Source organism: Rahnella woolbedingensis (assembly GCF_003602095.1).
Classification (GTDB): Bacteria; Pseudomonadota; Gammaproteobacteria; order Enterobacterales; family Enterobacteriaceae; genus Rahnella; species Rahnella woolbedingensis.
On sequence record NZ_RAHH01000018.1, the window covers coordinates 114,796 to 121,617 of the forward strand.

7 protein-coding genes and 1 other RNA gene are annotated in these 6,822 nt (G+C 51.0%); 4 read left to right on the top strand and 4 right to left on the bottom strand.

Annotated features, from left to right (window positions below; genetic code table 11):
- Positions 1–197 precede the first annotated feature (197 nt).
- The gene (gene gpmA / locus D6C13_RS16075) at positions 198–950 is read left to right on the top strand and encodes a 2,3-diphosphoglycerate-dependent phosphoglycerate mutase (protein WP_120133718.1); all 753 of its coding nucleotides are present in this window, start codon (positions 198–200) and stop codon (positions 948–950) included.
- A 333-nt stretch (positions 951–1,283) separates the two neighbouring features.
- Positions 1,284–1,757 (top strand): GNAT family N-acetyltransferase, encoded by a 474-nt coding sequence (locus tag D6C13_RS16080; protein ID WP_120133719.1) that lies wholly within the window; start codon positions 1,284–1,286, stop codon positions 1,755–1,757.
- A 67-nt stretch (positions 1,758–1,824) separates the two neighbouring features.
- Here D6C13_RS16080 and aroG read toward each other — a convergent pair whose 3' ends face one another.
- Positions 1,825–2,877 carry a 3-deoxy-7-phosphoheptulonate synthase AroG gene (gene aroG, locus D6C13_RS16085; protein ID WP_120133720.1) on the bottom strand — a complete coding sequence of 351 codons (1,053 nt, stop codon included), beginning with the start codon at positions 2,875–2,877 and terminating at the stop codon, positions 1,825–1,827.
- A gap of 202 nt (positions 2,878–3,079) precedes the next feature.
- On the opposite strand from aroG, the gene D6C13_RS16090 reads away from it, so the two are divergent.
- Entirely contained in the window at positions 3,080–3,409 is a 330-nt protein-coding gene (locus tag D6C13_RS16090; protein WP_120133721.1) for a protein YbgS, read from the top strand.
- Between the two features lie 126 nt (positions 3,410–3,535).
- Positions 3,536–4,489, top strand: coding sequence for a CDF family zinc transporter ZitB (gene zitB, locus D6C13_RS16095; protein WP_120133722.1), 954 nt, complete (start codon positions 3,536–3,538; stop codon positions 4,487–4,489).
- Between the two features lie 62 nt (positions 4,490–4,551).
- On the opposite strand, the gene pnuC is transcribed toward zitB, so the two are convergent.
- The 3 genes from pnuC to D6C13_RS16110 all read right to left on the bottom strand — a co-directional run bounded on the left by pnuC (position 4,552) and on the right by D6C13_RS16110 (position 6,776).
- Complete coding sequence (gene pnuC / locus D6C13_RS16100) at positions 4,552–5,274, bottom strand: nicotinamide riboside transporter PnuC (RefSeq protein ID WP_120133732.1); 723 nt, start codon at positions 5,272–5,274, stop codon at positions 4,552–4,554.
- Between the two features lie 41 nt (positions 5,275–5,315).
- Positions 5,316–6,380, bottom strand: coding sequence for a quinolinate synthase NadA (nadA, locus tag D6C13_RS16105; RefSeq protein WP_120133723.1), 1,065 nt, complete (start codon positions 6,378–6,380; stop codon positions 5,316–5,318).
- A gap of 276 nt (positions 6,381–6,656) precedes the next feature.
- Positions 6,657–6,776: non-coding RNA, RtT sRNA (locus D6C13_RS16110), on the bottom strand.
- Between the last annotated feature and the right edge of the window lie 46 nt (positions 6,777–6,822).

A 6,822-nucleotide genomic window follows, 5' to 3' on the forward strand; every position in this document is an offset into this window, starting at 1 on the left:
CCTTTTGCACAAAACGCGCTGTCCGGGTAACCGTTCGCGCGTTTTGTTTTACATCGCCGCAGCAAATTCGTTATGTTTAATACAAACGGCGTCCCGCAAAGGCTTCCTGAGGAAGTTTCAGATTGCTGTCCGGGAGGCCAAGCCCCTATAATGATAACCGTTATCATTGAAAATTCAGTTAACTGAGGAGTTTAGCTATGGCTGTAACCAAGCTGGTGCTGGTAAGACACGGTGAAAGTGAGTGGAACAAAGAAAACCGTTTTACCGGTTGGCATGATGTTGAACTGTCCGACAAAGGTCGCACTGAAGCAAAAGCGGCGGGTCAGCTGCTTAAAGACGAAGGCTTCGAATTCGACTTCGCTTATACCTCTGTGCTGAAACGTGCCATCCATACTCTGTGGAGCGTTTTGGACGAACTGAACCAGCCATGGCTGCCGGTTGAGAAATCCTGGAAACTGAACGAACGTCATTACGGCGCGTTGCAGGGTCTGGATAAAGCAGAAACCGCTCAGAAATACGGTGACGAGCAAGTTAAACAATGGCGTCGTGGCTTCGCTGTGACTCCGCCAGAACTGGATCGCGCTGATGAGCGTTTCCCAGGCCATGACCCGCGCTATGCAAAACTGACCGCGGCTGAACTGCCAACGACAGAAAGCCTGGCGCTGACCATTGATCGCGTGATCCCTTACTGGACTGACGTTATCAAACCACGCATCGCCAGCGGCGAGCGCGTGATCATCGCTGCACACGGCAACTCCCTGCGTGCACTGGTGAAATACCTGGATAACCTGAGCGAAGAAGAAATTCTGGAACTGAACATCCCAACGGGCGTTCCATTGGTTTACGAATTCGACGAAAACTACAACCCCATCAAACGTTACTATCTGGGTAATGCCGACGAAATCGCAGCGAAAGCAGCGGCCGTGGCAAACCAGGGTAAAGCGAAGTAATTTCGCTCTTCTGTGTCATCACAGAATCCGTGCAAAAGGGACCGAAAGGTCCCTTTTTTGTCGCTCAGCATCTAAAAAAAATATCGCATGGCCAGCAGAGAAATAAAATAAATCACTGCACAAATTTGCAGCGCTCTATAAAACCATCGGGTGTGGCGCCAAAGATAACGTTCCCTTTCATTAGCCTCATGTATCGCTTTATCCATCTCATCCCCTGTCATCATTTTGTTCTCCCTGTATTAGTCTTTTATATTCTTCACTATCCTGATATTAATCTGATAAATACGTGAGTGTTGACACATTCCCGGAAAAAATGAAATGAGGAGAAAAATAATGCCCGTAAGACTCGCCTCCCCGGATGAAGCAGAAATACTTTGGGAAATACGAAATCAGGCTATCCGCCACGGATGTAAAAATACCTATGACGCCGGGATTGTGAAGGCCTGGACGCCGGATCGGATGCCTGCGGGATTTCCTCAGGCTATTACCCGCAATCCCTTTTTTGTGGCAACCGATCCCGATGAAGATTCCCCTGCAGCCACGGGCTTTCTTGATCTTGAAAATGGCAGCGTTGAAGCCGTTTTCACATTGCCCGGATCAGAAGGAAAAGGACTGGCGTCACAGATACTGGCAGCCATTAAAGCAGAAGCGAGGTCCCGCGGTTTTACCTCGCTGACGCTGGCTTCCACGCCTAACGCCTTCGGGTTTTATCAGAGAAACGGGTTCAGTCTGGTGAAGGAAAGTTTGTATCGTTCAGATATGGCGAATGCCGATTTGCGCTGCATGGATATGCGTTGCGAGTTGTAAGCTTGGCAGCAGAAAATAAAAAGCCCCGTATTGACGGGGCCCGATATTTCTTTACTGTGCGAAGGAATTAACCGCGACGCGCTTTCACTGCGTTGGCAAGACTACGCAGCAGCACTTCGGTATCTTCCCAGCCGATGCAGGCATCGGTCACGCTCTGGCCGTAAACCAGTGGCTCGCCGCTGTCGAGGCTCTGGTTACCTTCCACCAGATGACTCTCAACCATCACGCCCATTACCGCCTGTTCACCGCCAGCCACTTGTGCGCAAACGTCTTCACAGACTTCCATCTGCTTTTTAAATTGCTTGCTGCTGTTGGCATGGCTGAAGTCGATCATGATGCGGGCTGGCAGGCCACCTTTTTTCAGGCCTTCTTTCACTTCCTGCACATCCTGCGCGCTGTAGTTTGGCTTTTTTCCGCCGCGCAAAATGATATGGCAGTCGTTATTTCCGCTGGTATTCACGATAGCGGAGTGACCCCATTTGGTCACTGACAGGAAGCAGTGCGGTGCGCCTGCGGCGTTAATGGCGTCGATAGCCACTTTGATGGTGCCGTCGGTGCCGTTTTTGAAACCGACCGGGCAGGATAAACCGGAGGAAAGCTCACGATGTACCTGAGATTCTGTCGTACGTGCGCCGATGGCGCCCCAGCTCATTAAATCCGCCAGATATTGTGGCGTGATCATGTCCAGGAACTCACCAGCAGCAGGCAAACCGGTGTCATTAATATCAAGTAACAATTTGCGGGCAATGCGCAAACCGTCGTTAATCTGGTAGCTGTTGTTCATATGCGGGTCATTGATCAGCCCCTTCCAGCCCACCGTGGTACGCGGTTTTTCGAAATAAACGCGCATAACGATTTCCAGATCGCCCTGCAATTCTTCGCGCATTTTCAGCAGGCGTGCGGCGTATTCTTTGGCCGCTTTAGGATCATTGATAGAGCAAGGGCCAACAACAACCAGCAGACGGTCATCGTTTCCTTTCAGGATCTTATGAATGGCATTGCGGGCCTGAGAGACGGTTTTTGCCGCTTTGTCAGTGGCGGGAAACTTTTCCAGAAGAGCAACAGGGGGTAAAAGTTCCTTAATTTCTTTGATGCGTAAATCGTCGTTTTGATAATTCATAACTGTTCCATTGGGGGTGTTCATAAGAGACAAAGCGAAACGCTGACCGCCTTCAATCTAGCCGGATTGGGCATCGGTGTAAATCTACTTTTACACTTACGAATAGTCTCATTTTGATTTAAGACATGATTTGTTTGGCTAGGCTTTTATCAGACACATGAAACACGACCACGGACCTTTCTGAAACAATGGAGATGACATTATGAAAAAGCTCGCAATCATGTTACTGACTGCCACTATGGCTCTGACAACAGGCGCGGCCTTTGCTGCCGGGGATACCTCAGCGGGTGATAACAACGGCCAGGCTAACCAGTCAGGCTCGCCGGGCTCGATTCAGAAGATGGCACCAAAGAGTGTTGATAATGACCAGATTAACAACACGAATAAGCCAGCGGATGAAGTGAACACCAAAACGGATACCACCGAACATCACATGAGTAAAAACAAAGAGCATAAGAAAGCGATGTGTAAGGACGGACGTTGTCCTGACCAGGCTCCTGGTACCACGCAATCAAAAGAAACCGGTAAGTAAAGACGCCGGTTGTCTCTCACTCAGGAGGAACTTCGGTTCCTCTTTTTTTGTTCTTCCCCCTTCTTGCAACACTGCGTGATTACGTTATTGTGATCTTCTCTGTTCATCCTTTTTGTGAATAACATTATGTCCTCTTCCCTGTTACCGCAGGATAAAAATAGCCGCCGTCTGTTGCTGGCTTTCCTTGTCACCGTGGTCTTTATGGTTGCGGAAGTCATTGGCGGCCTGATTTCCGGTTCTCTGGCGTTGCTGGCAGATGCTGGTCATATGCTGACCGATGCTGCCGCTTTGCTGGTGGCGCTGATGGCGGTGCGTTTTGCGAAACGTAAACCTAATTCACGGCATACCTTTGGTTATCTGCGCCTGACGACCATGGCGGCTTTCGTTAATGCTGCAGCGCTGTTAGTGATTGTGGTACTGATCGTCTGGGAAGCTATTGCCCGCTTCTTCAATCCACAGCCGGTCATGGGCACCACGATGCTGGTCATCGCTATCGCCGGGCTGTTTGCCAATATTCTGGCGTTCTGGTTACTGCATCAGGGTGAGGAAAAGGCCAACATCAACGTGCGCGCTGCGGCGCTGCATGTGCTGGGGGATTTGCTGGGCTCGATTGGTGCGGTCGCGGCGGCGCTGATCATTATGTATACCGGCTGGACGCCCATCGACCCGATTCTGTCGGTGCTGGTGTCATGTCTGGTGCTCAATAACGCCTGGCGACTGCTGCGTGAAAGTTTTCATGAGCTGCTGGAAGGTACGCCGGAAGAAATTGATATCGATAAATTGCGCCGCGATTTGTCGATGAGCATTGCGGAAGTGCGCAATGTCCATCACGTTCATGTCTGGCAGATTGGTGAACAAAGGCTGATGACGCTGCATGTTCAGGTCGTCCCCCCGCACGACCACGATGCGCTGCTCGATCGCATTCAGCATCATCTGCGGGAGAAATGTCGCATCGGCCATGCGACGATCCAGATGGAGTATGGCCGCTGTGAAACGCCGGATTGCGAGATAAATGAAATTCCGGCTGCCAGCGCAGACCATGATCATCACGGGCACAGCCACGCACACCATCATCACTGATTGTTCTTGAATAGCAGAAAGCAAAACGCCTCCATCACGGAGGCGTTTTTGTTTAAACGGATTCAGGCCGTTTGCAAAGGCTGTGAGCCGTTTTGCTTCGCACTTTTGATCCACAGCCACGAGCCGTTCAGTGCAATCAGCGTCAGCAGCACGTATTCCAGCGCCATTGCATAAACGCCCTGATAGGCAAAAATCGCCACGCTTATGACATCGATTACCACCCACAGCAGCCAGTTCTCGACATATTTGCGTGTCATCAGCAGCATCGCCACAATCGACAGCACCATCATTGATGAATCCCAGAACGGGAAAGCATCCGGCTGCAATTCTGGCATCCGGACATTCAGCCCCAGCGCCTGCATCAGATTGACCGCCAGCAGCGTGAGCGTGGCAAATACGCGATCAATGTTAAACGTCATCAGCAGAATACCGGCGACGCACACTGCGCCCCAGATCAGCGCTTTACCACGCGGCAACCAGCGGATCTGCAATTCAGCTTGCTGATCGGCTGTCTGACGGCTCCACGCATACCAGCCATAGATATTGGCGGCAAAAAAGAAGATCTGCAGCAGCAGGCTGGCGTAAAGCTGGATCTGAAAGAAGATGATCGCAAATAAGGTGACGTTGATCAGACCGAACGCATAGTTAATCAGCTTTTCTTTGCTGGCGTACCAGATACATAGCAAACCAAAAATGGTGCCAACCGCTTCAATCCACGACAGGTCATATCCGCCTTTCCCGAGAGGAATATGAACCAGAATATTGCTGGTACTGAAAAAATCCATCATCACGTCCTTCCTTTTTCGTCAGTCACATCGCGTTTTGCTTACAGGGCTTTGGCCTGCGTGCGTAATTTGAGTTGTGCAGCAAAATCCAGCATGCGGTTTAACGGAATAAGTGACTTCACACGCAGCGCCTCATCCACTTCTATCGCGTGTTCTGCTCCGCCATGCTCCAGCCCCTCAGCAATGGCTTTCAGGCCGTTCATCGCCATCCACGGACAATGCGCGCAGGTACGACAACTTGCACCCTCGCCTGCGGTTGGCGCTTCAAATAATTCTTTATCCGGACACGCCTGCTGCATTTTGTAGAAAATCCCGCGGTCGGTCGCCACGATCAGCTGTTTCTGTGGCAGCGTTTTCGCCGCCTGGATCAGCTGGCTGGTGGAACCCACGGCATCAGCCATATCCACAATCGCCTGAGGAGACTCAGGATGCACCAGAACAGCGGCATTTGGATACAAGCCTTTCATTCGGGTCAGGGCCTGGGTTTTAAACTCGTCATGGACGATACAGGCGCCCTGCCAGCACAGGACATCAGCTCCCGTCTGTTTGCGAACGTAATTCCCGAGGTGACGATCCGGTGCCCAGATGATTTTTTCGCCCAGACTATCAAGATGCTCAATCAGTTCTACCGCAATGCTTGAAGTGACCACCCAGTCGGCCCGGGCTTTTACCGCCGCCGAGGTATTAGCGTAGACCACAACGGTGCGATCGGGGTGCTGGTCGCAGAAATCTGAGAAAGCCTGTTCAGGACAGCCTAAATCCAGCGAGCATTCTGCATTCAGCGTCGGCATGAGAACTGTTTTTTCCGGGCTGAGGATTTTGGCCGTTTCGCCCATGAATCTCACACCGGCAACCAGAAGAGTGGAAGCAGGATGCTGACTGCCAAAACGCGCCATCTCCAGTGAGTCAGCAACGATGCCACCGGTTTCTTCTGCCAGCGCCTGAATTTCAGGATCAGTGTAGTAATGCGCCACCATCACGGCATCACGTTCCTTCAGCAGTTTTCGGATCTTCTCTTTATAGAAGGTCTTTTCATCTGCACTCAGAACGGCAGGTTTAGGAGGAAAAGGATAAACCGCCGCATTCAGATCCAATGTTTCGCTCATACTCGTCATCTCATTCAGTCAGGCAAGCCCGGAAAGCCAGAAGCCGCAACAGATCGCATCCTGAAATCCGTTGGTTTTGTATGCTAAACAAAATACCGCAAAATGTGGGGAAAGTCGTCCATATATTAGCCATAAGGCTTAAAATGTTTACTGCACTTAAAAGCGGAAGGTTTGGAGCAAATGCGGGGAGATAATTTTCCCGGTGTCAGGGAAGTTTTGAGGATTAAATGCGAAAAAAGCGCCAAAAGGCGCTTTTTTCTGAATGTGTGCTTTAGATGGTGGCCCGTGCTGGATTGACTCGGTTTCACCTCGCCCTGCGGGCAACGCTTGCGCGTTGTCGTCTCGCTTCGCTCGGCTCGAACCTGTGGTTCTCATCCTGCACTGCTTCACTACATTTTCCACTTTGAAAGTGGTGGGCCGTGCTGGATTCGAACCAGCGACC